The 24,046-nt window shown below is 35.0% G+C and carries 16 protein-coding genes and 1 tRNA gene; 5 read left to right on the top strand and 12 right to left on the bottom strand.

What is annotated here, in order from left to right; all coding sequences use genetic code 11:
* Positions 1 to 32: 32 nt before the first annotated feature.
* Positions 33 to 2,489 (bottom strand): M1 family metallopeptidase, encoded by a 2,457-nt coding sequence (locus CGC48_RS05035; protein WP_098028706.1) that lies wholly within the window; start codon positions 2,487 to 2,489, stop codon positions 33 to 35.
* 589 nt (positions 2,490 to 3,078) lie between these two features.
* Here CGC48_RS05035 and CGC48_RS05030 point away from each other — a divergent pair.
* Both CGC48_RS05030 and CGC48_RS11960 read left to right on the top strand, forming a co-directional pair.
* Entirely contained in the window at positions 3,079 to 3,678 is a 600-nt protein-coding gene (locus tag CGC48_RS05030) for a hypothetical protein (protein ID WP_157909869.1), read from the top strand.
* Positions 3,679 to 3,738: 60 nt separating this feature from the next.
* Entirely contained in the window at positions 3,739 to 3,852 is a 114-nt protein-coding gene (locus CGC48_RS11960; RefSeq protein WP_394336563.1) for a winged helix-turn-helix transcriptional regulator, read from the top strand.
* Between the two features lie 247 nt (positions 3,853 to 4,099).
* On the opposite strand, the gene CGC48_RS05020 is transcribed toward CGC48_RS11960, so the two are convergent.
* From CGC48_RS05020 to CGC48_RS05005, 4 genes are all read right to left on the bottom strand, one after another.
* Positions 4,100 to 5,662, bottom strand: coding sequence for a thiol-activated cytolysin family protein (locus CGC48_RS05020; RefSeq protein WP_098028704.1), 1,563 nt, complete (start codon positions 5,660 to 5,662; stop codon positions 4,100 to 4,102).
* A gap of 151 nt (positions 5,663 to 5,813) precedes the next feature.
* The gene (locus CGC48_RS05015; RefSeq protein WP_098028703.1) at positions 5,814 to 7,082 is read right to left on the bottom strand and encodes an outer membrane beta-barrel protein; all 1,269 of its coding nucleotides are present in this window, start codon (positions 7,080 to 7,082) and stop codon (positions 5,814 to 5,816) included.
* A complete protein-coding gene (locus tag CGC48_RS05010; RefSeq protein ID WP_013996771.1) occupies positions 7,079 to 7,648 on the bottom strand; it encodes an RNA polymerase sigma factor in 570 nt (189 codons plus the stop codon). The genes CGC48_RS05015 and CGC48_RS05010 overlap by 4 nt, the downstream gene beginning before the upstream one ends.
* A 293-nt stretch (positions 7,649 to 7,941) precedes the next feature.
* Positions 7,942 to 8,640 (bottom strand): NigD1/NigD2 family lipoprotein, encoded by a 699-nt coding sequence (locus CGC48_RS05005; protein WP_098028702.1) that lies wholly within the window; start codon positions 8,638 to 8,640, stop codon positions 7,942 to 7,944.
* Between the two features lie 451 nt (positions 8,641 to 9,091).
* Here CGC48_RS05005 and CGC48_RS05000 point away from each other — a divergent pair, with 451 nt between their 5' ends.
* Positions 9,092 to 11,341, top strand: a complete 2,250-nt coding sequence (locus CGC48_RS05000) for a GH92 family glycosyl hydrolase (protein WP_098028701.1) — start codon at positions 9,092 to 9,094, stop codon at positions 11,339 to 11,341.
* A 213-nt stretch (positions 11,342 to 11,554) separates the two neighbouring features.
* Here the strand turns inward: CGC48_RS05000 and CGC48_RS04995 are convergent, their stop codons facing one another.
* The 5 genes from CGC48_RS04995 to hflX form a co-directional block, all read right to left on the bottom strand.
* The gene (locus CGC48_RS04995; RefSeq protein ID WP_098028700.1) at positions 11,555 to 12,886 is read right to left on the bottom strand and encodes a sugar MFS transporter; all 1,332 of its coding nucleotides are present in this window, start codon (positions 12,884 to 12,886) and stop codon (positions 11,555 to 11,557) included.
* Between the two features lie 138 nt (positions 12,887 to 13,024).
* Positions 13,025 to 13,774 carry a ribonuclease III gene (gene rnc, locus CGC48_RS04990; RefSeq protein ID WP_098028699.1) on the bottom strand — a complete coding sequence of 250 codons (750 nt, stop codon included), beginning with the start codon at positions 13,772 to 13,774 and terminating at the stop codon, positions 13,025 to 13,027.
* Between the two features lie 12 nt (positions 13,775 to 13,786).
* Positions 13,787 to 15,034, bottom strand: a complete 1,248-nt coding sequence (fabF, locus tag CGC48_RS04985; RefSeq protein ID WP_098028698.1) for a beta-ketoacyl-ACP synthase II — start codon at positions 15,032 to 15,034, stop codon at positions 13,787 to 13,789.
* Between the two features lie 121 nt (positions 15,035 to 15,155).
* A complete protein-coding gene (locus CGC48_RS04980; protein ID WP_018279821.1) occupies positions 15,156 to 15,392 on the bottom strand; it encodes an acyl carrier protein in 237 nt (78 codons plus the stop codon).
* A gap of 165 nt (positions 15,393 to 15,557) precedes the next feature.
* Positions 15,558 to 16,781, bottom strand: a complete 1,224-nt coding sequence (gene hflX / locus CGC48_RS04975) for a GTPase HflX (RefSeq protein ID WP_098028697.1) — start codon at positions 16,779 to 16,781, stop codon at positions 15,558 to 15,560.
* A gap of 429 nt (positions 16,782 to 17,210) precedes the next feature.
* On the opposite strand from hflX, the gene hemL reads away from it, so the two are divergent.
* On the top strand, positions 17,211 to 18,506 hold the full coding sequence (gene hemL, locus CGC48_RS04970; RefSeq protein WP_098028696.1) for a glutamate-1-semialdehyde 2,1-aminomutase: 1,296 nt from the start codon (positions 17,211 to 17,213) through the stop codon (positions 18,504 to 18,506).
* Between the two features lie 81 nt (positions 18,507 to 18,587).
* On the opposite strand, the gene dinB is transcribed toward hemL, so the two are convergent.
* The gene (gene dinB, locus CGC48_RS04965; protein ID WP_098028695.1) at positions 18,588 to 19,715 is read right to left on the bottom strand and encodes a DNA polymerase IV; all 1,128 of its coding nucleotides are present in this window, start codon (positions 19,713 to 19,715) and stop codon (positions 18,588 to 18,590) included.
* Between the two features lie 331 nt (positions 19,716 to 20,046).
* Positions 20,047 to 20,120 (bottom strand) — tRNA-Asp (locus CGC48_RS04960).
* Positions 20,121 to 20,869: 749 nt separating this feature from the next.
* On the opposite strand from CGC48_RS04960, the gene CGC48_RS04955 reads away from it, so the two are divergent.
* Complete coding sequence (locus tag CGC48_RS04955) at positions 20,870 to 24,040, top strand: SusC/RagA family TonB-linked outer membrane protein (RefSeq protein WP_098028694.1); 3,171 nt, start codon at positions 20,870 to 20,872, stop codon at positions 24,038 to 24,040.
* The last annotated feature ends 6 nt before the right edge of the window (positions 24,041 to 24,046 follow it).

The following is a 24,046-nucleotide window of genomic DNA, read 5'->3' as shown; positions in this document are numbered from 1 at the left end:
TCAAAAGCCCTTTACTACAAGGAATTTCCCGATTAAAACAAGGCTTTTACTTCTTCCAATAGCTGTATCTGTTGTTGTACGGAGGCGGTTGGGGGGAGTTTTAGTTTGGCGGCGATGCCCTCGTCTAAAACTCTGATGGTGGCTTTGTTGGCTTCTGAACCTTTGTCGGAATACGGAGCCGCCGCTCTGAAAGATTTGGCAATGATTTCTACCAAAGCCTTATCGTTTAAACTCATTGCCCATAGGTAGCCCTTGCGGAAAATTTCAGCTTGTTTCGGGTTGTCCTTTTCTATGAACGGATAATAAATAATGTACGGAAGCACTTTCGGTAAATATTTCTCCATTTTGTTGTCCACGATTACGGAAAATACCCAAACCAATTGGTCTGAAGTGAAATTTTCGGGAGCAGATTTCAATAGGAAGTTTTTAGCTCGTGTAGGGTCTATTTTGCCGATGCCGTTGAGTGCTGCATTTTGTATGGCTGCCGAATGTACGCCCAAAGCGTTTTCGAAAACAGGTAAATATTTTCGGTTTTGGGTCGCTGCCAAAGTCCACATTGCTGCCGATTTTACCAAATTTTTAGGATCGGTTTTGGCAATTTTTTCTATCTCGGCAAATTCTTTTTTGCTCAATTTCTGACCTGCCAAAGCATTTAAGGCTTTAATTCGAACTTGATAGAAAGGGTCTTTTATCGCTTTCATTAGCAATGGATTATCCTGATTTTCTTCCGCAAATTCTACTGCTTGCCATCTGCTTTTGAAATCTTTGGCGTGTTGGTACTGAAAGGCGTATTCAGCAGGGGTTTTGTACGATGCTTCCACCCAAATAAGAACACCTCTCGGATTGATATTCACCAAATTAGGGTTTTTCTTCGCCGAGAAATAAAATTCGTTTTCCTTTTGAGCTTTCACCCAAACTTGGTGTCGGTGGTAAGTCCCGTTTTCATAAATATCCACTTCCAAAGGAAACTCAAAAAGCACATCTTCTTCCTGATTTTGAATGATTTTCAAATGGATTTTTTGCGTTTTTGCATCATAATTTTTTTCCACAGCTACGAAAGGATGCCCGTGAGAGAAAAACCACTGATTGAAAAACCAATTGAGGTCTTTTCCACTAACTTTTTCAAAGGAAAGTCTTAGCTGATGAGCTTCTCCTGTGCCGAATTCATAAGTTTTTAGGAAGTCTGTAATCCCTTGAAAAAAAGCCTCATCGCCCAAATAATCGCGAAGCATATGCAGAATCGCACCGCCTTTGTTGTACGAAACCAAATCAAACATATCTTCCTTGTCATCGTACCCAAAACGCACCAAATTTTTCAGAAAATCTGTTGAGCGGTGGCGGTATTGTCCCACTTTATTGTTGAGGTGATAGTCGGCGGCATCTTTTCCGTATTTGTATTCGTACCAAAGATATTCGGAATAATTGGCAAAAGATTCATTGATGGTGAGGTTTGCCCAACTTTCGGTGGTTACCAAATCGCCAAACCAATGATGCCCCATTTCGTGAGCAATGATGGCTTCCCAATAGTTTTCGTCTGCCAAAACTTCGCTCGGCTGATGAGCAGACTCGGCGTGACTTACCGCTGTGGTATTTTCCATTGCTCCTGCCACAAAATCGCGAACTACCATTTGTGCGTATTTCTGCCAAGGGAAATCATATCCGAATTTTTTAGAGTAAAACTCCATCATTTCCGCCGTATGCCCAAAGATTTTCTTTGCCACCGATTCGTATTCTTTTTCCACATAATAATCCACGGGAATGCTGCCTCGCCACGGGGTGTCTTTCACTACGGCGAAATCTCCCACGCCCATAAAGAAGAGATACGGAGCGTGAGGTTTATCCATCACCCAATGGTCTGTGCGTAGGTGATTGGCTTCTTTTACGGAAGATTTTAAAATCCCGTTGGACAGCGTTACGAATTTATCGGGAACGGTCATATAAATTTCCTGTGTGGTTTTTTGGTTGGGCTTATCGATGGTAGGAAACCAGCACGATGAAGATTCGGTTTCGCCCTGCGTCCAAATTTGGGTAGGCACATCAGGAATTTCTCCTTTCGGATTGATGAAATACAAGCCTTTGGCATCACTTCTTGTCCCCTCTTTTTCAATGACTTTTTCAGGCTGTGCCGTATAGCGAATGTACACGGTGTAGTTTTCGTTTTTCTGATAGATTTTATCCAATTTTATTTTCAGAAAATCGTTTTCATAGGCATATTTCAGCGGTTGGTCATTGAGTTTTACCTCGTGGATGAGCATTGATTTGGCATCTAAAATTAGGCTATCGGTGGCATAAAAATAAGGCGAAGCCGTGAGCCATTCCTCCCCATTTAGGGTTTGGTTTTCAAAGTTAAAGCCTACTTTGAGTTTGGTGTGTTGGAGTTTGGTTTTCATTTCGGGAGTCGCTCGGTGAAGGGTTCTCCCCGAAGTATCGGTTTGGGCGTAAAGACAAGTTCCACCCCATAAAGCAATGGCGAAAAGTATGTATTTCATATTATCCTTTTTTGGTGCAAAAATACAAGGTTTTTTGAAGTGAGATACGATTTTCTTTGATTGTGCTATTTTTTTGGTTTTAAGATATTAATTAAGAGCGTAATTCATTATCAAAATCTTCTTCAAAGCCTAGTTTTAGATAAATATTTCTGCCCATAACAGAGGATTGTAGTGTCATCGTTTCACATTGTTAGGTTCAAAAGTAGTTTCGGTCAGCGAAAGATATTCATTCAACTTATTTCTAAATGTATTTATAATTTTTTGTTAATCAATATATTAAATCGTAATGTTTTTCACCAAAAACACATCGATTTTTGTATTCTTCAAGGATTTATAAATAAAGAAACAAATTTTTTACATATTTTGTGGGTTAGATGTTTGGGGGGGAATATAGAATCTTTGTATACTTGCGTCAAGTATATACTTTTCAGTAACCTATGAACTAAAAAGAGACTATTGTTGATTTTCATTTATTTATAAAAGATAAAAATTAAGTAATGAAAGTGGTTATAATTGATAGTTACCGCCAAAAAATCTTTATGAAATTTTCTTATATAGAAAACAAAATAAATAATTAAAAAATAATTTTATGAATGACCATACAAATCAAATGTTTACCAAATTTTTGAATCTTGAAAATTCAATATCCCTATCATTATTGATAGTAACTGCTATCTATGTTATAATTACTTACCTTCAATTGAGAGAAAGTAGAAAAGTAAGGTTACAAAAAGAAACACCTAATATTATTCCTTATCTTAAAAGTTCAGAAGATCATACAACTTTGATCCTACATATAAAAAATTTTGGAGAAGGAGTAGCCAAAAATGTAAAAGTTAGGTTTTTGCAAGATTACAATCGATTTGATAAGTCAGATTATACTTTATCAAAAACAGGGATAGCTGAAAATGGAATGAGTTACTTTGTTCCCAATTATTCCTTTACTTTTCATATCGGTCAGTTGAAAAATATTTATAATAAAAGTATAAATGAGAAGATTAAAGTGGAAATTTCTTATGAAAGTTTAGATGATAGAAAATTTAAGAAACTATTTGAACTACCTTTTAATCAAGTGTTTGGACAGACTTATTCCTCTCCGCCAGACACTTATATTGGGCAAATAGCATACTATTTGAAGGAAATTAATTCTATATTAAAAAAAATAAAAGACACCTATGAAAAAAGATAAAACAGCTCCCGTTTGTTCGATGGATTATGCTTTTCGCGGGATTGGTGGAAAATATAAGGGATGCATTTTATAGTATTTGCATACAAAGATAGTGTACTGAGATATGGCGAACTTCGTAAAAAAATATCCGACAGCACCACCAAAATGCTCACCCAAACTCTCCGAGAACTGTAAGAAGACGGACTTGTACATAGCGAAGTATATTACCAACCAAGAAGCAATATTCCCTTGCCGAAGTGGACAAGGATCGTTTTTTGTTATTTTTGATAATTAATTTTGTATAAAGAAAAAACCACCTTTTGGGTGGTTTTTTCTAATTCAGAACTTAAAATATAGTTATGGTACTTATTGCAAAAATAATCTTGACAAAATGACTTAAGCTTTTTTGTAATAAAAAAGCCTAAATCATTTCTGCAAACAATTAATATACTTTTTGATCTTCTAACTCCAATATTAGTATAAGTCTATTTGTTTTATCTTTTATTTTAAGAGGGTTTCCTTTCTCTTTATCATACATATTTCTATTTTCATTTGTTGCTCTTTCGGCTTCATTGACTAAGTCATCGAAAGAAGGTAATTCAAATATAAATTCTCCTTTTAAATTATCTTCAGCTTCACTACGATCAAAGATAAAAACGATTTTCTCATCTTTTTCAAGGGATTTAATATTTCTGATGATATGTTTATCATTTGTATAGAATTTAACTTCTTCTCTGTGTCCTTGTGCTGTGCTTTTAGCACTTTTACGCTCGATGTATGATTTTCCTAAACGACTAACTACTTCTCCTGTTATCGTTTCTAAATCTTGCTTTCCAAAAAATATTCTGAAATCAAGTTTTTTGTTCGCATTTGGAGAACTATCAGTTTTCAAATATTTTGAATAAATAACTGTTTTGAAAGGGAGGTTGGTACCTAATTCTCTCATTTTATAAGAAATTGGAATACCTGGATTTTGTCTGCTAAAAGAAGCTCCTTCTTTCAAGAAATTTTTCACTTGTTCAATATCGCTAATTGTTTGTCCTGCTAAAGCTGAGTTACCTCCCAATACACGACCTCTAATGGTTGAGTTTTGGCTTAATTCTTTAAAAGCTGCTTCAGCTTCAGCGGTTATTTTTCCCCCTAAGAATGAAGCATTTAATTTAGCTTCAACATCTGTTTTTGACAGTGTACTTTCAATACCCAAAAGTAACACACGTCCCATTTTAATTGATGAAATGAACAAAGGTTTCTCTTTTTCATTGGCAAGATATTGCGAATAATCAAAGTTATCAGGGAAAAAGTCTGATGGCTTTTCAGGTAAATCTAAATCCAAAGTATAGAAAACTTGTTGGATTTTTACTACATAACGAGTTTTTTTATCTTCTTTATTGAAAGAAAAGTTTCCTTTAACACTTGTAGAAGTACCATTATATCCAGCTCCTAAAGCAATTTTTAGGTGCGATTCGCTATGAACCTCTTCATACGAATAAGTGATGTTAGCAGCAGGAGTATCAAAGTTTCGAGTAAGTAGAGAGCTAACCCCATCACGAACGGTTGAAAGTTTTGGGTTTTCTACAGTGAAAGAAGTTTTATCGCCAATTAATGAAGTAGAAATTGTTAAAGGCTTACGAGGTGTTACAATCGGAGCGTAAGACCCTTCTACCACAGTTTTAGCTTTTAGTAAAGCACCAGGGTAAAAAATTTCCTGATCCTCAGAGAAAAGTAGTTGCTCTTCTACTTGCAGAGCCTGTTCGTACTCTTTTTTCTTACCACTTACTAAAATTGGGTCTGATGAAGCCAATCTACCAAATAAATTTTGACCTTGCTCTGAAGAAACTAATCTCTCGGAAAAAGGCTCAATTTGTTTTACAGAAGGTAATGCAGAAACAAATGCATTAAGGTTTGAGTTTGAATCGTTTACGTTGTCTGATTCCTTTTGACAAGAGAAAAGTACTGTTGATGACAAAGCAAGTAAAGCTGCTTTTACTGAAATTTGTGTTTGCATATAATATAATTTAATTATTAATTTTCTTTGTTTTTTTACAACTTGTAATCGTTGTAAAGTGAGTTATTAGAATGTTAGTATATATAAGTTGTGAACGTTTTTAGGTTTATATGCGAAACCACAGCGTAATTTAGTAAAAGTAATAATGAGTTTATTTTCCTACAGAAAATCGTAATCCGAAATTCAAATGAAAATTAAATGGTCTGTCTTGATAAATTGTTTTTATAGGTGTGCTGTTGCTAAAGTAATAACTTATACTAGGTTCAGCGTAAATGCCAATCAATGATGAAAAGTTATACTGAAATCCAAAAGATGCATTAGCTGACCATTGTAAAGGATTGATTTTGATGTTTTCTCGTTCTCCTTTCATCATATTTCCATCAAAATAATGTGTTTTATGTAATGTTCCAGACACATTTTTCTCGGCAAGTATACCTGCAGAAGAGTACAATTCAAAACCTCTCCAAGAAAATAGCTGATACTTCAAGTTAATAGGCAACCCAACGTAGTGCAATTTCTGCTCACTGGTGAAATAATTAGCTTTGCTTCCTTCTCGTAAATCAGAAATCAAACGGGTGTAAGTTATCCCACTTTCCAAAGCAAAACGATTACTAAAATGATAAGCGAATAAAATTCCTGTTCGGATAGGTAATCGATGTTTGGCTTCGTTTTCCACTTGCTCTTCACTGCTAAAAACAAGTGTGCCGAGCAGCGGACTATCTTTCCACATTGTTGCTTCTTCATCTTCAGTGTTTAATGTTACAAAATCACTTGTTGATTCAGTTTTATTACTTAGAGAAGAACCCATTCCGCCAGAAGTGAAAATCCCAAAAGATAGACGATTATGTCGAGGTTTATTATCAACTTCTGCAATTGCTTCCAAAGGAAGTTCCTCAGTGGATACGATTTTCTCTTGATTTTTTTTAGGCTGAGGCACCATAGTCCAAGTATTTTCTTTTGTTTTTGTTTCAGACTGATTGTCAGTCTTATCCTCATTTATTGCGATGAAAAATTCATCAGCAATTTCTTCAGATGAAACTTTTCTATTCTTAACAAAAGTGATATTTTGTAATCCGTTTGATTTTTTGATTTTCTCAATGGTTAAAATCTCACTTTCCTCTTCGATTGGAAAAATCGGTGATTTATGGTCAATAATTTTTATTTCTTCATCAGAAATTTTTGTTACAGTAATGTTGGATAATTCCTTTTCATTGTTGAGATAATGATTTAAAGTCAGCACAAAAGCGATTATAGCAGCTGCGGCAGCAAAACGTTTTGTCCATAGGAACAAAGCAGCTCGTGAGCGTTTTTTATCTTTTTGCGACATTTCCGCTTGTATGCTTTCCCACAAACCTTCGGGCTCATCGGTTTGATAGTCAGCCATTCGCTGCTGTATGTCTTTTAACCATTTTTCTTTCATAACGAAGCAGAATTAAGAGTTCTGTACTGTTTAATTTTGTCAGCCAACAAAAGTTTGGCTCTGTGAAACTGAGAAGCAGAGGAGTTTTCTTTAATATTCAACAATGCTGCAATTTCCTTATGGCTTTTTTCTTCAATCACATAAAGGTTGAAGATGGTGCGATAGCCATCGGGTAACTCTCGTATCATTTGATGAATAACATCCGATGGAATTCCTGAAGTATCAGGCTCTTCGTCGATGCTATCCATTTTTTCTTGTTTAAGCTCAACAAACATCGTTTGGCTGTTTCGTTTCATAAATTTTAGCGTTTCATTAACTACAATTTTTGTCATCCAGCCTTTTAGTGAGCCTACACCGCGATATTCAAACGAATGTACAGATGAAAATATTTTCAAGAATGCCTCCTGGAGCACATCTTTTACGTCTTCTTCATCTTGTAAATAACGAAAACAAACAGCAGTAAGATACCTTACGTAATGGTGGTATATCTCTCTCATTGCTTGCTCACTACCTTTTTGTAATTCCAGTAAGAGCTTTTGTTCATTATCGTTATCGTTTGACGCCATTTTTTACAATTATTCCTTTTCTGGTAGATAATGAAGTGGACTTTAACTACCCAAAATAAGTCCACTCCATTTACTTTAAAAGGGAATATTCAGATATTTTTCTTTAGTGTTACCGCATAGAAATGGATTTTTACCATTAAAAGTCCATTTTGGTGTGATGAAAAATCATTTATTATCAGTAAGAATTGGTTTGCATTCGGTAAAAACCCATTCTATACGGTGATTTTTTGTCTTTTTATTAGTGATTAATTGTTTTTACTTAAAGCCAATTCTTTCTTAAGGATATGAAATTGCTAAGGTTTAACTTTAGGACGCAGTTGCAAGTCGAAATCAGCAGATTTTTCACCATTAAAAGACTTCCATTTCAGTTTTAGCTTTACTTTTTTCGATGGGTCTGTACCCTGAGGTAAGTCGTTTAAGTTAAAGGCTATGATAGCTTCTCCCATTGGTCCTCCAACATCACCTTTGGCATCGTGACGTAACTCTAATTCGTATGGATTTTGAGAATTAACGCCAGTTACCAAATTAATATTATGTTTTACGTTGGCTCGGCTCCATTGTGTACGAACTCGAAGCGTTAAATAACCATCTTCTGCTACAGTTAACCAATCTCTCACAATTTCTATTGGGTCATTTCCGTACTTAGTATTGTTATCTGCTCCCAAATTAGGTACTGGTTGTTTGGTTCGGATACTATCTATCCAGTGAATGCGTACATTCTGAGCTTTGCTTTTTGTGTCGTTACTTTCTTTTGTGTATTTTACCAATGCTCTTACTTCTTTTTTCCCGAAAGGAGATTTTTTCATATTGGTAGGATTCAATCGAGTGACATCATCTAACTGAAGAAAGAAAGTATCATCAGCCTGTGGTCGCACGGTTACTACTGCGGTAGGTCGCAAGTCAGTAATCTTATCATCTTTGAGGCAAGACTGCAAAGAAAACGCAGTTATCAAAAGCCCCAAGGCATACTTTGAAAATCTAAACGTGTTCATTGTAATTTGTTTTGATGTTAATTCACCATAGTAAACCTCATAATTCGGAAATCTTGCATCGAAAATTAAATTTTAACTAAATTTTACATTTCTGAGAGTGGAATTTTTTGTGTTTTATGAGTTGAAATAGTATTTTAACTATTTGAAAAATAGTTTTTTTACATTTTGAATTCTACTCTTGAAAATAATTTTTAATTTTTAGAGTTATGGTTTTCTCTCTTTCGGAATAAATGCTTATTTCTTCAATCAAAGTATTTTGGAACTATACTGTAAAACCCCAATAGGAATGCATTTTTGCAAAGATAATTCTAAATTTAACAAATGAAATGGTTGTGGCGAATGAAAGTCAAAAACTGAACGGAACAACATATTTCAAAGCTTCCGAGTTCTTAAAATAATTTTATATATTTGCGGATATTTTACTGAATTGATAAGAAAAAATATATATACTATGCAATTATCTAAATTTAGCTTTTTTGTTTTTCTTTTAGCTTTCCAGCTGTCTTTTTCACAAAAAACACCTGCAGATTACGTAAATCCATTCATCGGGACGTCAAATTTCGGAGCCACACACCCTGGGGCAATTGCTCCACGCGGAATGCTCAGTGTTTCCCCTTTTAATGTCGCTTTTGACACAAAAGGAATTGAAAATCCGCTCGAAAAAGATAGTCGTTGGCTATCAAATCCATACGTTAATGAAAATAAGTTTCTGACAGGATTTACACACGTGAATATGAGTGGGGTAGGTTGTCCTGAGTTGGGAGTAATTATCGCTATGCCTACAACTGGTGAACTTGAAACGAATCATCTGAAGTACGGCTCAACTTATAAAGAGGAAAAGGCTTCGGCAGGATATTATAGTACACACATTGATAAATACAATGTTAAAGCTGAAATGACAGCCTCAATGAGGGCAGGAGTAAGTCGTTATTATTTTCCAAAAGGAGATGCTAATATTTTGATAAATATGGGTTTAGGGCTTACTAATGAACAAGGAGCGATGTTGAAAATTGTTTCACCAACAGAAGTACAAGGCGTACGAATGGTCGGTTCATTTTGTTATAATAGTCCCGAATTGGCTTATCCTGTGTACTTTGTGGCGAAATTGTCGAAACCAGCAGATTCGTATGGTATTTGGCATAAACCAGAAAAATATGATGGAGTAGAGGCCGAATGGATGCTTTATAACGGAAAAGTACGCCTGAAAGAAGGTTTCACAAGAGAAGTAGTGGGCGATAGTATTGGGGCGTATTTCCGATATAAGTTTGATAAAGAAGAAGTTGTGGAAATGAAAGTAGGTGTTTCGTATGTGAGTATCGAAAACGCTCGACAAAACTTAGAGAAAGAAATTGGAAACAAATCATTTACAGAAGTATATCAACAAACTAAAAACGAATGGAATAAGCAAATTAATGTGGCTTTGGAAGGAGGTAATGACGACCAAAAAACAATTTTTTATACAGGTTTATATCACACCCTCATTCACCCGCACATTTTTAATGATATAAATGGCGAATATCCAGAGAGTTCCACCAATAAAATTGGAAAATCGAACGAGCGTTATACAGTTTTTTCACTTTGGGATACTTATCGGAATTATCATCAGTTAATGACACTACTTTATCCTGAGCAACAACTTGGTATGGTCAGAACGATGTTGGATATTTATGATGAAAGCGGTTGGTTACCCAAATGGGAACTCAATTCTACTGAAACTTTTACGATGGTAGGCGACCCTGCAAGTATTGTATTGGCAGACACATATTTACGTGGTCTCACCGATTTTGATGTAGAGAAAGCTTATCAGGCGATGCTTAAAGGAGCTAATACATTGAAAAATAATCCTATACGTTTGGGCGTGGAAGAATATTGGAATTTGGGTTATTTGAGTGTAGATGGAGGAATTGCTGGTCCTGTATCCACTACACAGGAGTATAACATTGCCGATTTTGCAATAGCTCAATTAGCAAAAAAACTTGGTAAAAAGAAAGATTTTGAGCGATTTAATAAACAATCTCTTTCATATCGTAAGTTGTTTGATAAGCAAACTAAATTGTTGCGTCCGCGTCACGCTAACGGAAAGTGGTATGCTCCGTTTAATCCTGAAAGTGGTGCTAACTTTGAGAAAAATGTGGGATATATCGAAGGAAATGCGTGGCAATATGTGTATATGGCCACTCACGACGTAAAAGGAATGATGCAAATGATGGGAGGAGCGAAATCATTTGAAAAACAATTGGATTACATCTTTGATAAAGGTCAATATGATATGGCAAACGAACCTGATATTGCTTATCCTTACCTTTACAATTATATTAAAGGAAGCGAATGGAAAACACAAAAACGTGTACACGATTTAATTGAACAATATTTTCAAAATAAACCTGCGGGACTACCTGGAAATGAAGATACAGGCGTTATGTCGGCTTGGCTTATTTACGGAATGATGGGATTCTATCCAGTAAGTCCAGGGGAACCTATTTATACATTCACTTCGCCCAAATTCAATAAAATAACACTTGCTTTAGATAAAAAATATTATCCAAATGGTGAGCTAATTATCGAATCAAATGCTTCTCCTGAAAATATTTACATCAAGCAAATTTATATTGATGAAAAGCCTTATAATTCATATTTTATCACACACGACCAGCTGAAAAAGGCTAAAAAAATACGTTTTGAGCTGAAAAGTCAAAAATAATAGAGAGCAAAATTTACAAAAGCCTTCTCAAAAATTTCTTGAGAAGGCTTTTGTTTTTCTGAAATAGCCAGAATGTAGAGCTGTAAAAGATAGAATTCTAAAGAGTTATTTTACTCAAAAAATGAAAACAAGATTAGATTTTGGGTAAAAAATAATCCATTACAATATTTATTGCAATGGATTATTTTTAATTCTTATAACGATTTTAAGTGTTTAAACTTTGATAAATCTTTTATAATATCCAAAGAAAAGTATAAAACTATAACAAACCACAAGAGCCAAGAAAGCCATTTTAAAGCCTATATTATCTGCTAAAAATCCAAATAGTGGCGGAATGATGGCTCCTCCTACAATCATTGTACATAAAATACCTGATGCTTGAGGTCTTAATTCTCCGAGTCCTTCCGAAGCTAATGTAAAAATAGTCGGAAACATAATGGAGTTGAACAATCCGACTGCCAAGATGCTCCACATTGATAGTAAACCGTCTGTATTTATTGACACCAATATTAAAGATATCGCAATTAATGAAAAGAAAATAAGCACTTTAGCAGGAGGGATAATTTTCGTGAGAAATGCCCCAACAAAACGTCCTAACATTGCTCCTGCCCAATAGAATGTAACAAAGATACCGACCACAGCTTTGGGATCATTGCTTGTTAGGTCTTGTTCACCAAAAACTTTTCCTAAGCTAACAACGATGGAACGCATTGTTTGATTCTCAAGAACTTCCTTAGCTATATTGATTTCCACGAAATAGTTAACCAGATAACTTCCAATGGCAACTTCAGCCCCTACATACAGAAATATAGCAACAGCTCCCAACATTAGTCCTTGCCTTTTAAATAAGGAAAAATATCCTTTTGTAGAATCTGTGGTGCTATTTTCATCAGTAATTTTAGGTAATTTCACAAAGGCAAAAATTACCGCCATTATGATTATAAATACAGCAATACTCAAGAAAGGGGTTTGTACAGCCGCTGCTTCTGTTGCAAAGTAAGCCTCTTGTTCTGCCTGACTTAACGCATTTATTTCGTCACTTCCCTTAACTCTGTCACTTAGGATAAAAATTGCACCAACGATGGGGGCAATCGTGGTTCCTAAAGAATTGAACGCTTGTGATAAATTCAACCTACTTGAAGCTCCTGATTCATCTCCCAATACAGATACATACGGATTAGCAGCTACTTGCAAGAACGTAATTCCACTAGCTAATACAAACACTGCTAACATAAACACCACCATCATACGTTGAGAGGCTGCTGGGTAAAACAAAAAACAACCTGCTGCCATCGTTAACAATCCTAAGATAATCCCTCTTTGATAGCCAATCTTTGCTAGAATAAATCCTGCTGGGATAGAAAATAAAAAATAAGCAGTGAAGAAAGCAAACTGAATCATTCCTGCTTGAAAATAATTCAGCGTAAAAACATCTCTAAGACGCGGAATAAGAGAATCTATCAATACGGTAACAAATCCCCAAAGAAAAAACAAAGCAGTAACAAATATGAATGCTTTTTTGTAGTTTTTTTGTGTACTATTCATCGTGTATAGGTGTTAAAATTGCAAAAGCAAAGTTAGCAATATTATCCTATACATTAGTTAATTTTTAACATTTTATTTTGTTATAATTATAACTGAATAATAAAGCGTTAAAAATCAGTAGAAACTAAAATAATACAACTATGATTTTAGCGAATAATTTTTACCCTGAATTTTGTAACACGCACGTTTTGAAGCATTTTCTTCGGCTTTCTTTTTGGAGGTTGCTCGAGCCTTTGTGACGGGAAATCCCTCAATGTAAACTTTTGCTACGAAATAACGAATGTTTGACCTGTCTTCCGTATCTTCTTCAGTTTCAAATGAAAAGCTTCGTTTGTGTTTTTGGCACCATTCAATAAGAAGACTCTTATGACTGATGACCTTTTCTTCTAAATTTTTTAGATTAATATAAGGATTTATTAACTTTTTCTCAATGAATTTAGAACATTCTCCGTATCCTTTATCTAAATAGATTGCACCTATCAGAGCTTCAAACAAATTTCCAGTAATATTATTACCTAACTGCTTGTGACTTAGTTTTGTGCGAAGAAAATCCAACAAACCCAACTCTTCTCCCAACCGATTTAAGTGACGTCTTTCAACAATTTTGGAACGCATTTTTGTAAGGTATCCTTCATCTTCATCTGGAGCACTTCTAAAAATATAATCTGCAATGACAGCTCCTAAAATAGCATCTCCCAAAAATTCCAAACGCTCATAACTTTTGCGTGTACTTTTCTTGTATTGGAAAGAAGGGTGTGTAAAAGCCTCACTATAAATGGATAAGTTCTTTGGTGAGTATCCTAAAAGAGCTTTCATTTTGGAATAAAAAATCCCGTCTTTTTTCTTATTAAAACGGGTTAAATTGAATATTTCTTTTAAGCTAAACACACAAATCAGGGTTTATATTTTTTTGAATAGTAAACAAGCGTTGTGTCCTCCAAAACCAAAAGTGTTACTCATAGCTACTTTTACATCTCGCTTTTGAGCTTTATTAAAAGTAAAATTCAGTTTTGGATCAATTTGCTCGTCGGGCGTTTCAAAGTTAATTGTCGGAGGAATTATTCCGTGTTTCACAGAAAGAATTGAAGCCACTGCTTCAACAGCTCCTGCAGCACCTAACAGATGTCCTGTCATTGATTTTGTGGAGTTTAAGTTAATGTTGTATGCGTGTTGACCAAAAACTTCCAATACAGCCTTTGATTCAGCAATGTCACCCAAAGGAGTAGACGTTCCGTGTAGGTTGATAGTGTCAACTTCTTCTGCCTGTACACTTGCATCTCGTAAGCAATTCAGCATCACATTTTTAGCTCCCAATCCTTCTGGGTGTGGAGCCGTCATATGGTGGGCATCTGCCGAAAGTCCTCCCCCTGCGAATTCACAATAGATGGTAGCTCCACGGGCAATTGCGTGTTCATATTCTTCCATAACTATCGCTGCAGCTCCTTCTCCCAAAACAAATCCATCTCTGTTGGCATCGAATGGGCGAGAAGCCTTTGCAGGATCATCATTGCGTGTAGAAAGTGCGTGAAGGGCATTAAAACCTCCCATTCCTGCAACAGTAACTGCTGCTTCTGAACCTCCTGAAATAATAACGTCTGCGTGTCCTAAACGAATGTAATTTAGTGCATCAATCATTGCGTTAGCCGCTGATGCACAAGCAGATACTGTGGTGAAATTGGGGCCTCTATATCCATAACGAATAGAAATCATTCCCGATGCAATATCCGCAATCATTTTAGGAATAAAGAAAGGATTGAAACGCGGTGTTCCATCTCCTTTTGTGAAGTTTATAACTTCTTCTTGAAATGTTTCTAATCCTCCAATTCCTGAACCCCAAATAACGCCAACGCGGTCTTTATCAATCGTTTCAGGATCTATTTTAGCATCTTTAATGGCTTCATCAGAAGCGACAAGAGCGTATTGTGCAAATTTGTCTAATTTTCTGGCTTCTTTTCTATCCAAAAAATCTTCTACTTTGAAGTTTTTTACCTCACAAGCGAATTTTGTTTTGAATTTTGAAGCATCAAAATGTGTTATGGCAGCTGCTCCACTTATACCTGCAATTAAATTTTCCCAATATTGCTCAACATTGTTCCCAATTGGGGTTAAAGCACCTAAGCCTGTTACTACAACACGTCTAGTTTTCATAGAATTAAACAAATTTATCAGATTAATTTAGTAAAAAAATAGTGAGCTATAAGCTATAACTCTAAATAAAATTACAGTTCAAGGCTTACAGCTCACTGTTCATAGCTTACAATTTTAAAAATTATTGTTTAGCCTCCTCAATATATTTAATTGCTTGACCAACAGTTGAAATATTTTCTGCTTGGTCATCAGGGATTTGAATATCAAATTCTTTTTCGAACTCCATAATCAATTCCACTGTGTCTAATGAATCAGCTCCTAAGTCGTTTGTGAAGCTTGCGTCTGCAACTACTTCATTTTCATCAACACCTAACTTATCAACAATAATAGCTTTAACTCTTGATGCAATGTCTGACATAATTTTCTTTTTTTAATTATAAATACTGGGGGCAAAAGTAATAAACTTTTTCCTAAAATACCACTTTTATTAAAAAATATACCTTTTTTTTCAATGTTAAACTATTTAACTTGTTGAAAAATAATTCTTTAAATTTATGAAATAGAAAAATCATATACGGATACACTAATTTGTTTCTGTGTCATCTTCGATAAATTCTGGATACAAGAAGTTGTTGTACGGAAAACGTGTGATGTGTATTTCTCGCACTTTGGCATACACTTTTTCGCGAAATTCCTCCAGATTATCCTTATTTAATGCCGAAATAAAAAGCACATCATTGCCTACCTTGTTCATCCACGTTTGTTTCCACTGCTCCAATGTGAAATGTTTGGAGGTAGGTTCGGTGATGAGGTCATCTTCTGCAATAGTTTGATGTTTGTAAGCGTCTATTTTGTTGAAAACCATAATTGTAGGTTTGTCAGCACTTTTTATTTCTGAAAGAATTTGATTTACTGAGTGAATGTGTTCCTCAAAATTTGGATGCGAAATATCTACAATATGAAGTAGTAAATCCGCTTCACGAACTTCATCTAACGTACTTTTAAATGATTCGATAAGTTGAGTGGGTAATTTTCGGATAAACCCAACAGTATCAGATAATAAAAAAGGAAGATTCCCGATAACTACCTTTCGTACTGTGGTATCGAGTGTAGCGAAAAGTTTGTTTTCGGCAAAGACTTCGCTTTTGCTAATTACGTTCATTAGGGTAGATTTTCCTACGTTGGTGTATCCGATAAGCGCCACACGTACCATCGCCCCACGATTGCTTCGTTGCACAGCCATTTGGCGGTCGATGGTAGCTAATTTTTTCTTCAAAAGTGCAATGCGGTCACGTACGATACGGCGGTCAGTTTCAATTTCCGTTTCTCCAGGTCCACGCATACCAATCCCCCCGCGTTGGCGTTCAAGGTGTGTCCAAAGTCCCGTTAATCGAGGTAAAAGATATTGATATTGAGCTAATTCCACTTGGGTTCGGGAATAGCTGGTTTGAGCCCGTTGTGCGAATATATCCAAAATAAGCCCCGTTCGGTCTAAAATTTTGGCTTTCAAGATACGTTCAATATTTTTTTGCTGTGCAGGAGAAAGTTCATCATCAAAAATAACAGTCCCAACTCCGTTTTCTTCCACGAATTGCTGAACCTCTTCCATTTTTCCTGTTCCTATAAAGGTTTTCGGATTTGGAACATCTAACTTTTGAGTAAACCGCTGTAAAACTTCTCCACCCGCTGTGTAGGTAAGAAATTCTAATTCATCTAAGTATTCTTTTGATTTTTCTTCGTCTTGCATTTGGTTGATGATTCCCACCAACACCACTTTTTCGTAATTTAGATTTATCTGTTCGAGCATAGTATGCTTAATTGTTTCGTTTGCAAAAATAACAAAATAATTTTTTTATTATGAGTTGTGATAGGTAAATTGGACATATTGCCAACAAATATTGGTCAAAGAATCGGATATATTTTTCAATCCGTACTCGAAAACAGGTATAACTCATCTCTCAAAAGTGAATATTCTTAGTAATGATGAAGAGAAAATCATTCTTGAAATAGAAGTTGGTGCTAAAAGAGAAATTTTGCATATTAAAAAGATTGTTGAGTTTATAGCCTGAAATATGTTATTTTTTTTATATCTATTAGGGATTTTAGTAAAATCAGTGAAAATCTTTGTTGTGATTTCCGTGTTTGTTTTCATCAAGTAAAAATTTTATCTCAAAAATAATTTTATATCGATGTTAAAAACATTACTTTTGTGACGTTGAAAAAACGATATAAAATTATGTTATACAAAAGAAGTAGTGAGCTTTTTGCTCAAGCCAAAAGAGTGTTACCAGGAGGGGTTAATTCGCCTGTTCGGGCGTTTAACGCTGTGGGAGGCGAACCTATTTTCATCAGAGAAGCTCAAGGGGCTTACCTAATTGATGAAGACGGACGTAAACTCATTGATTACATCGCATCGTGGGGTCCACTCATTTTAGGTCACGCATATCAACCTGTTATTGATGCAGTTACAGAACGTGCAAAAAAAGGAACCTCTTTTGGAATTCCTACTGAAATAGAAATCAAAATTGCAGAGTTAGCTGTAGCAATGGTGCCTAATATTGATAAAATTCGTTTCGTAAATAGTGGAACAGAAGCTTGTATGAGTGCCATTCGCTTAGCAAGAGGTTATACAAATCGGGATAAAATTATCAAATTTGCTGGTTGTTACCATGGACATTCCGACTCATTCCTTATTGAAGCAGGAAGTGGTGCAATTACTTTCGGAAGTCCAAATAGTCCAGGTGTCACACAAGGAACTGCAAAAGACACACTTTTAGCAAGATACAATGATATTGAGTCTGTTAAAGCTCTTTTTGAAGCCAATAAAGACCAAATAGCAGGAGTCATCATTGAGCCCATTGCGGGAAATATGGGGTGCGTCCCTCCTAAGAAAGGATTTTTGGAAGGTTTAAGAAAACTTTGTACAGAAAACGGGACTTTACTGATTTTTGACGAGGTGATGACTGGTTTTAGATTAGCAAAAGGAGGAGCTCAAGAAGTTCTTAATATCCAAGCAGATATCGTTACCTTTGGAAAAGTAATAGGAGGCGGACTTCCTGTGGGGGCTTTTGCAGCTCGTAATGAAATTATGCGTTTTCTTGCTCCTGAAGGTCCTGTATATCAAGCAGGAACGTTAAGCGGAAATCCTCTTGCAATGAGTGCTGGGTTGGCGATGCTTACGGAACTTAATAACAATCCGCAAGTATTTGAAAGCCTTGCTAAAAAAACGGCTTATCTGCACGAAGGATTTGATAAAGTTCTTTCCAAAACAGATATCCCTTATCAGATAAATCGCTTTGGTTCAATGATTTCATTGCATTTTAATGAAAATCCTGTGGTTGATTTTGAATCTTCTGCCAAAGGAAATTTGGAACGATTCAAAAAATACTTTCACGGAATGTTGGCAGAAGGTATTTACTTACCCCCAAGTGCGTTTGAAAGTTACTTCCTAAATGATGCCCTAACATATGAGGATTTGGATACAACAATTCAAGCTCTCGAAAAAATCATTGCCGATGGGCGTCTGAATTAGTTCTCACAAGAGCAATAAAACTAAACAGAATGAGATAGAAGCATCTAATGTATTTTATTTCATTCTGTTTTCTTTAAAAAGTTAAACAAGAGGATAATTGTCAGGGAATTGCAATTCCAGTTGAATGAATTTAGGCTTATCTTTATCAATTTCTTTTTCCTTCTTATTATCAAAATTAGATAATGAAATACCTAACAAACGTATTGAATTCTCTAATGGTTGTTGGTAAAGTAGTTCTTTTACACAGATTAATATATCTTCTTTGTTATCAATATATTGATTAAGCGTTTTGCTACGAGTATTCACTGAAAAGTCACTATATTTTATCTTTAGAGTGATTGTTTTTCCTGTCAATTTTTTTCGTTGCATACGTTGGCTAAGTTCTTCAGCAATCGCTACTAACTTTTCTTCTACATAAACTTCACTGGTGATGTTTTTTGAATATGTGTGTTCCGTTCCTAACGATTTTGGAATTCGGTAAGGTTTTACTTCACTTCGATGGATACCACGAGCTAATTCATAGAAATAATGCCCATTGTTCCCAAAATGCATTTCTAAGAATTCAAGTGATTTCTCTCTCAAGTCTTTGCCTGTAAAAATACCTTTGAGATACATTTTTTCTGCAGTAACTTTTCCTATTCCATAAAATTTTTTGATGTCAAGCGTATCAAGAAAGTTTTGTATTTCATTGTAAGTGACTGTTTTTTGTCCGTTGGGTTTATTAAAATCACTGGCTATTTTTGCAATAAATTTATTGACAGAAATTCCAGCAGAAGAGGTAAGTCCTGTGACTTCAAAAATACGCTGACGAATTTCTTGAGCAATTAAGGTTGCAGACGGATTATTTTTCTTATTTTGAGTCACGTCCAGATAAGCCTCGTCTAATGACAAAGGTTCCACCAAATCGGTATATCCATAGAAAATGGAGCGAATTTGCATTGAAATCTCTCTGTATCGTTCAAATCGTGGGCGAACAAAAATCAAATCGGGGCATAACTGCTTTGCCTGTGTACCACTGATAGCACTTCTTACCCCAAATTTTCGAGCTTCATAACTCGCCGCTGCCACAACTCCTCGTTCTCGTTCGCCCCCAACAGCAATCGGTTTACCTCGAAGTTCTGGGAAATCCAATTGTTCAACCGAAGCATAAAAAGCGTCCATATCTATATGGATAATTTTTCGCAATTCAATTTTTTCAGGGGATTTCATACAACCGAGTTTCCTTTTTATAAATCACACAAAGTTTTTGGAAATGCTATATAATCTAATTAGTGAGATATATGCTATATTTCAGATGATTGGCAATTAAAATTTGTACAACAAATGTACATATATGATAGTGTCAGTTGAAAAAGATAACTTTTAGATCTGTTGATATTTAGATTATGTGGAGTAGGTATTCGAAGGTTTTTCCAACTAATAATCAGTTTACAAAAGGCAAAATATAAAAAAAGCCTTCCTTAAAAGGAAAGCCTTCCATTGGTTTACTATAAACCCGTGTAAAAGTATTTACACAAAACAACACAACTAAATCTTATTGCGGTCTGGACGGGACTCGAACCCGCGACCCCATGCGTGACAGGCATGTATTCTAACCAACTGAACTACCAGACCAATATTTGCTTATGAGCATTTCGTTTCATCATTGCGGTTGCAAAGGTAATACATTTTTGTAAATCTGCAAATTTTTTTGATAAAAAAAATGTTTTTTTTTCTTTGTTTAAAATTAATGTTTTGAAAATCAATGCTATTTATTTTAAAAAAATTTTATTGATATGATTATTTACTTTTGTGTGCATTTTCTTTTGTCTATGGAAAATGTTTAATGAAGATAATAAATATTTTTATCTCTGGGTACAAGAAATTATTGTCTTTATTTCATAAGACAACTGTTAAAGTTTTTTTACCACCAATACCGTAGTTATGTACTATCTGAATATCCTAAATTTGAACCACTCGGAAGAGTGGTTTTTTGTTATTGTAAGTGTATCTTTATTCCATAAAAATGAAATTTAAATAGTTAAAAAATGTTAAATAGTAATTTTTTTCATTTTTTTCTGATTTTAGTTTTTATTTTATTTTAGTAGTTGATTTATATGTATTTATAATGTCAAATGGTACTCTAAACGCTTATTTTTATCTGTCGAAAATATTATTGTGAAATGTGAAATGTATTTTTGATGTAATTTAAAATTATTTTTATGGAGATAAATTAATTAAAAAAACAATTTTTGTTTTATTAAAATGTTAAAATATGAATTTTTTTAAATATTGGATTTTTTTATGAGATAATATGATGTAAAGTTTGTAATTTCTAAAAATAATCCTAATATTTGCCAGACTAATTCAAAAAGGGATAAAAGATGAAAGAAAAATTAATTTGGACAGTATCGTTCTTTTTCTTGGCACTACAAATTGCCCTCGCACAAGAAAAAACGATAACTGGGGTAGTGAAAGATGAACAAGGAGAGCCTTTACCAGGTATCACGGTTACAATTAAGGGTACTACAAAAGGTGTTGCTACAGATTTTGACGGGAACTATAAAATTAAGGCTAAGGTGGGGGATATACTTCATTTTATAGGAATAGGTTTAAAATCAGTGGATAGATTAGTTTCTGCTTCAACGAGCAAATTTGATGTCGTTATGCACTTGGAAACTGAAGAACTTGAAGAAGTTGTAGTGGTGGCTTATGGAACTGCAGATAAGAAATCGTTGACTGGTTCAGTAGCTTTAGTTTCGGCAGAAAAAATCTCTCAGCAACAAACAACCGATGTGGCTAAAGCGTTGGAGGGAGCAGTTGCTGGGGTTACAATCTCTACGGAGTCAGGGCAACCAGGAAAAGAATCTAAAATCAGAATTCGTGGAATTGGTTCTATCAATGCTTCCAATGATCCTCTAATAGTTTTAGATGGTGTGCCATATTCAGGAGAGTTGTCTTCTATTAATAATAATGATATAGAGTCTCTTAGTGTTTTGAAAGATGCTTCTTCTTCTGCTTTGTATGGTGCTAGAGGTGCTAACGGGGTAGTCATCATCACTACTAAAAAAGGTAAAAAAGGAGCATTATCTGTAACTTTAGATTCAAAAGTTGGATTTAACTCTCGTGGTGTGCCAGAATACGATGTTATGACTTCTCCTTCAGAATATTATGAAACTATTTGGGAGTCAATCTATAATAAGGCTATTTATACTGACGGAAAGACAGACGCAGAGGCAAGAGCTTTGGCAAGTAGTGCTGATGAAGGAGGGTTGTATCAAAGTTTAGGTTATAATATCTACAATGTAGCAAATGACCAAATAGTTGATCCTGTAACTGGAAAAATCAATCCGAACGCAAGTATTAAATATAGTGATGCGGCTAATTTTAATAACTGGACAAAAGCTTTATTCAACACACAAACACGTAAAGAACACAACTTGACAGTAACTCGAGGAGGAGAAAAAGGAACATTTTATTTCTCATTGGGCTATTTAGGCGACGAGGGATATAGCTTAAACTCTTCGTTTGAAAGATATTCAACACGTTTTTCTTACAATGGAGAGCTTCTTCCTTGGCTGAATGTGAACGCTAGTACGATGATTTCTTTTACAGAAGCTAAAAAAGGAACTGAAGGAGGGGCTTACAGCAATCCTTTTGGGTGGACAAGAAATATTGCACCTATATATCCTGTTTACGTACACGATGCAGATGGTAATCTGGTGTATAATAAAGGAGAACGTGTTTACGATTTTGGAGAGATAAGAAATGGTGTTAATTTAGGACGTGCATACGGAGGTAGTACAAACCCTGTAGCAACTCAGGATAAGGATATAGATTCTGATATAAATTATTATTTGAATCAAACTTTAGGCTTTGATGTTTCTTTGGCTAAGAATTTGATATTCACAGCAACAGGAAACTTTTATGGAAACTTCTATGAGTATAACTACTTCAAAACACCTATTGGTGGAGCTGGAAAAACGTACAATGGTATAGGAGAAAAACAAAGAGTGAATTCTCGAACTATTACACTTACACAATTACTTAAGTATAACAAAACATTTGGTAATTATAAAGCAGATATTTTACTCGGACACGAATCTTATAGCAGAATACTAAATAGAGTTGCGGGTGAAAAATCAAACTATGTTGATCCATCAAATACTGAATGGAATAACGCTGCGAAGATAACAGAGCTTTATTCGTACAATCACAAACACGCTGTTGACGGATATTTTGGACAGCTAAACTTAAGTTATGGTGAGAAGTATTTCCTTTCAGGAAGTTTAAGGCGTGATGGTTCGTCGGTTTTTGCTCCTGAAAATCGTTGGGGAACTTTCTGGTCTGCAGGATTTTCTTGGAGAGTTGATCAAGAAAAATTCTTAAAAGATGTATCGTGGTTAGACGCTTTAAAATTGAAAGTTAGTTATGGTGTACAAGGTAACGATCACTTGTTGTTACCTAATTCTGCAAGTCGTTCTTGGACACCTTACCTTACATTATATACAATTACTTCCGATGGTAATAATCCTGGATTATCAGCTTCTTACAAAGGTAGAAGAGAAGTTACTTGGGAAGAAAACGCAAATTTGAATGCAGGTATTGAGGTAAGCTTATTTCAAAACAGATTAAGTTTCGATTTTGATTATTTCAGAAAAAAGACAAACAATTTATTATTCAACCTTCCAGTTCCTGAAACTACAGGATTTTCAACAGAGCCTTGGAACATTGGTAATATGGAAAATAAAGGTATCGAGTTTTCTGTTGTTGGAACACCTATAAAAACCAAGAACGTAGTTTGGACATTGAATGTTAATGGATTGCACTATAAAAATAAAGTGTTAAGCCTTCCTGAAAAATTTGCAAAAGAAGGAATTACTAGAAATACTCATCAAAAGATTTTTGAAGGAGGAGGTATCTACGACTTCTATATGGTGAAGTGGGGAGGTGTTAATCCAGAAAATGGAGATGCACAGTATTGGATAGCAGACGGAAAAGGTGGCTATGAGTTAAAACCATCGAAGGATTATGAATCAACCCATAGTAAACAAAAAGTAGGAAGTGCTATTCCTGACCTACAAGGTGGTTTTGGAACTACACTTAACGTGTACGGATTTGATTTAGGAGTTAATTTCTCATACAAATTAGGAGGGAAAATTTTAGATTCTGAGTACAGCGGATTGATGCATATAGGAAATTATGGAGATAACTGGCATAGAGATATTCTCAATCGTTGGACGCCAACTAACAGAAATACAGACACGCCAAGGTTAGAGGCTGAAAATCAAGATATAAATCAGTCTTCATCAAGATTTTTAACAGATGCTTCATACATTGCATTGAGAAACATAAACGTTGGATACAATTTTTCTCCTTCTGTGCTTGAAGATTTAAAAATTAAGAAGTTGAGAGTTTATATGGCAGCAGACAATGTTGCTCTTTGGAGTAAGAGAAAAGGACTTGACCCAAGACAAAGCATTGCTGGTTTCAATAATGATGCTACATATAGCCCAATTAGAACAGTATCTGCTGGTTTATTACTAACACTATAAAAACGT

This window comes from Capnocytophaga cynodegmi, assembly GCF_002302475.1.
Lineage (GTDB): Bacteria > Bacteroidota > Bacteroidia > Flavobacteriales > Flavobacteriaceae > Capnocytophaga > Capnocytophaga cynodegmi.
Note: the sequence above shows the minus strand (reverse complement) of the source record. Positions and strands in the feature narration are given on the sequence as shown.

Excerpts from the sequence above, each read along its gene's own strand:
- CGC48_RS05035 (WP_098028706.1), bottom strand. The coding sequence starts at position 2,489 with ATGAAATACATACTTTTCGCCATTGCTTTATGGGGTGGAACTTGTCTT.
- CGC48_RS05030 (WP_157909869.1), top strand. The coding sequence starts at position 3,079 with ATGAATGACCATACAAATCAAATGTTTACCAAATTTTTGAATCTTGAA.
- CGC48_RS11960 (WP_394336563.1), top strand. The coding sequence starts at position 3,739 with ATGCATTTTATAGTATTTGCATACAAAGATAGTGTACTGAGATATGGC.
- CGC48_RS05020 (WP_098028704.1), bottom strand. The coding sequence starts at position 5,662 with ATGCAAACACAAATTTCAGTAAAAGCAGCTTTACTTGCTTTGTCATCA.
- CGC48_RS05015 (WP_098028703.1), bottom strand. The coding sequence starts at position 7,082 with ATGAAAGAAAAATGGTTAAAAGACATACAGCAGCGAATGGCTGACTAT.
- CGC48_RS05010 (WP_013996771.1), bottom strand. The coding sequence starts at position 7,648 with ATGGCGTCAAACGATAACGATAATGAACAAAAGCTCTTACTGGAATTA.
- CGC48_RS05005 (WP_098028702.1), bottom strand. The coding sequence starts at position 8,640 with ATGAACACGTTTAGATTTTCAAAGTATGCCTTGGGGCTTTTGATAACT.
- CGC48_RS05000 (WP_098028701.1), top strand. The coding sequence starts at position 9,092 with ATGCAATTATCTAAATTTAGCTTTTTTGTTTTTCTTTTAGCTTTCCAG.
- CGC48_RS04995 (WP_098028700.1), bottom strand. The coding sequence starts at position 12,886 with ATGAATAGTACACAAAAAAACTACAAAAAAGCATTCATATTTGTTACT.
- fabF (WP_098028698.1), bottom strand. The coding sequence starts at position 15,034 with ATGAAAACTAGACGTGTTGTAGTAACAGGCTTAGGTGCTTTAACCCCA.
- CGC48_RS04980 (WP_018279821.1), bottom strand. The coding sequence starts at position 15,392 with ATGTCAGACATTGCATCAAGAGTTAAAGCTATTATTGTTGATAAGTTA.
- hflX (WP_098028697.1), bottom strand. The coding sequence starts at position 16,781 with ATGCTCGAACAGATAAATCTAAATTACGAAAAAGTGGTGTTGGTGGGA.
- hemL (WP_098028696.1), top strand. The coding sequence starts at position 17,211 with ATGTTATACAAAAGAAGTAGTGAGCTTTTTGCTCAAGCCAAAAGAGTG.
- dinB (WP_098028695.1), bottom strand. The coding sequence starts at position 19,715 with ATGAAATCCCCTGAAAAAATTGAATTGCGAAAAATTATCCATATAGAT.
- CGC48_RS04955 (WP_098028694.1), top strand. The coding sequence starts at position 20,870 with ATGAAAGAAAAATTAATTTGGACAGTATCGTTCTTTTTCTTGGCACTA.